Source organism: Kitasatospora sp. NPDC023118, assembly GCF_055560875.1.
Genome location: NZ_JBVHHW010000081.1, coordinates 1 through 2403, shown reverse-complemented (window position 1 = coordinate 2403; position 2403 = coordinate 1). Strand labels below are relative to the sequence as shown.

Annotated in this window: 2 protein-coding genes; both read left to right on the top strand. The window is 74.5% G+C overall.

Annotated features, from left to right (window positions below; all coding sequences use genetic code 11):
• A partial coding sequence (locus ACZ3UD_RS37595; RefSeq protein ID WP_465598587.1) for an acyl carrier protein occupies window positions 1-759 on the top strand: 759 nt, incomplete at its 5' end.
• Window positions 760-795: 36 nt separating this feature from the next.
• Window positions 796-2403: type I polyketide synthase (locus tag ACZ3UD_RS37590; protein WP_465598584.1), on the top strand; the 1608-nt coding region annotated here is incomplete at its 3' end.

Genomic DNA, 2403 nt, shown 5'->3' with positions numbered 1-2403 from the left:
GCCGACCTGCACCGCATCCGCTCCTCCGGCGTCCCGCCGCTGACCGAGGAGGACGGCCTCGCCCTGCTCGACGCCGCCATGGGACTCGACGAGCCCTACCTCGTCCCCATCGGCCGCGCCACCGGCCCGGCCCGGATGCCCGGCACCGTGCCCGCGCTGCTGCGCGGCCTCGTCCGCGGCGCCCGCCGCGCGGCCGAGTCCACCGGCGGCCGCACCGGCGCGGTGGCCGCGCTCGCCGCCCGCCTCACCGAGCTGCGCGAGACCGACCGGCTGCGCCACGTCGTCGATCTGGTCCGCACCGAGGCGGCGGCCGTGCTCGGCCACGCCTCGCCGCAGGCCGTCGCGGCCGACCGGGACTTCCACGACCTCGGTGTGGACTCCCTCACGGCACTTGAGCTGCGCAACCGCCTCACCGCCGTCACCGGCCTGCGCCTGCCCGCGACCCTGGTCTTCGACCACCCGACGTCCGCCGTCCTCGGCGCACACCTGCTCGGCGTGCTCCTGGACGAGCAGGACGCGGCGGACGGCGCCGCGCTGTTCGGCCAACTCGACCGTCTGGACGCGGCTCTGGCCGATGCGGACACCGACGAGGCGACCCGCAACGCGGTTTCGCTCCGGCTGCGCCGAATGCTGGAGAAATTGCGAAACCAGGACGCGCAGAATGCCGAGGACGCCATTGCGGAGCGGCTCGAAGCAGCGAGCGCCGACGAGGTCCTGGCCTTCATCGACAACGAGCTCGGCCGTCTGAGCGACCGCTGACCGACCCCGCCTCATCACAGGAAGGCACCACCCCCCATGTCGAACGACAGCAAGCTCGTTGACTACCTCAAGTGGGTCACGGCCGACCTGCACCAGACACGCCAACGACTGCTGGAGGCCGAGTCCGGCCGGCACGAGCCGATCGCCATCGTCGGCATGGCGTGCCGCCTGCCGGGCGGGGTGACCACCCCCGAGGAGCTCTGGCGGCTGGTCGCGGACGGGCGGGACGGCATCACCGGGTTCCCCGCCGACCGCGGGTGGGACATCGCGGCGCTGCTCGGCGAGGGCAACGGCAGCAGCGCCTCGATCGAGGGCGGGTTCGTCACGGCCGGCGAGTTCGACGCGGGCTTCTTCGGGATCTCGCCGCGCGAGGCCCTCGCGATGGACCCGCAGCAGCGGCTGCTGCTGGAGACGTCCTGGGAGGCCTTCGAGCGGGCCGGTATCGACCCGAGTGGCCTGCGCGGCACCCGCACCGGCGTGTTCGTCGGCACGGCGGGCGTCGACTACGTCGGCGTGGTGATGAACTCGGACGAGGACATGGAGGGCCACGCGACCACCGGCCTGACGGCGAGCGTGCTGTCCGGCCGAGTGTCGTACACCTTCGGCCTGGAGGGTCCGGCGGTGACGGTCGACACCGCCTGCTCGTCCTCGTTGGTGGCGATGCACCTCGCGTCGCAGGCGCTGCGGGCCGGCGAGTGCACGCTGGCCCTCGCGGGCGGCGTCACCGTGCTGTCGACGCCGATGAGTTTCTCCGGCTTCTCCCGACAGGGCGGGTTGGCCCCGGACGGGCGCTGCAAGGCGTTCGCCGACGCGGCGGACGGGACGGGCTGGGCCGAGGGCGCGGGCGTCCTGGTGCTGGAGCGGCTGTCGGACGCCCGCCGCAACGGGCACCCCGTGCTGGCCGTCCTGCGCGGCTCGGCCGTCAACCAGGACGGTGCCTCGAACGGCCTGACGGCCCCCAACGGCCCGTCGCAGCAGCGCGTCATCCGGCAGGCGCTGGCCGCCGCCGGGCTGTCGGCCGGCGAGGTCGACGCCGTCGAGGGCCACGGGACGGGCACGCCGCTCGGCGACCCGATCGAGGCCCAGGCCCTGCTCGCCACCTACGGGCAGGACCGCGAACAGCCCTTGCTGCTCGGCTCGTTGAAGTCCAACATCGGCCACACCCAGGCGGCCGCCGGCGCGGCCGGCGTGATCAAGACGGTGATGGCGCTGGGGCACGGCGTGCTGCCGAAGACGCTGCACGTGGACGCGCCGTCGGCCGAGGTGGACTGGTCGGCGGGGGCGGTCGAGCTGCTCACCGAGGCCCGGCCCTGGCCGGAGGTGGACCGGCCGCACCGCGCGGGCGTGTCCGCGTTCGGGATCAGCGGGACGAACGCGCACGTGATCGTCGAGGAGGCGGTGGAGGAGGACGCGGACCCGAATGTCGAGCCTACTGTGGCGCCGGGCGTGGTGCCGTGGGTGGTCTCGGCGAAGTCGGAGGCCGCGCTGGACGCGCAGCTGGGGCGGCTCGCCGGGGTCGGGGGCTCGTCGGTGGACGTCGGGCTGTCGCTGGCGGGGCGTTCGCGGTTCGCGCACCGGGCGGTGTTGGTGGACGGGGCCGAGGTTGCCCGTGGGGTGGCGGGGGAGCGGTCGACGGCGTTCCTG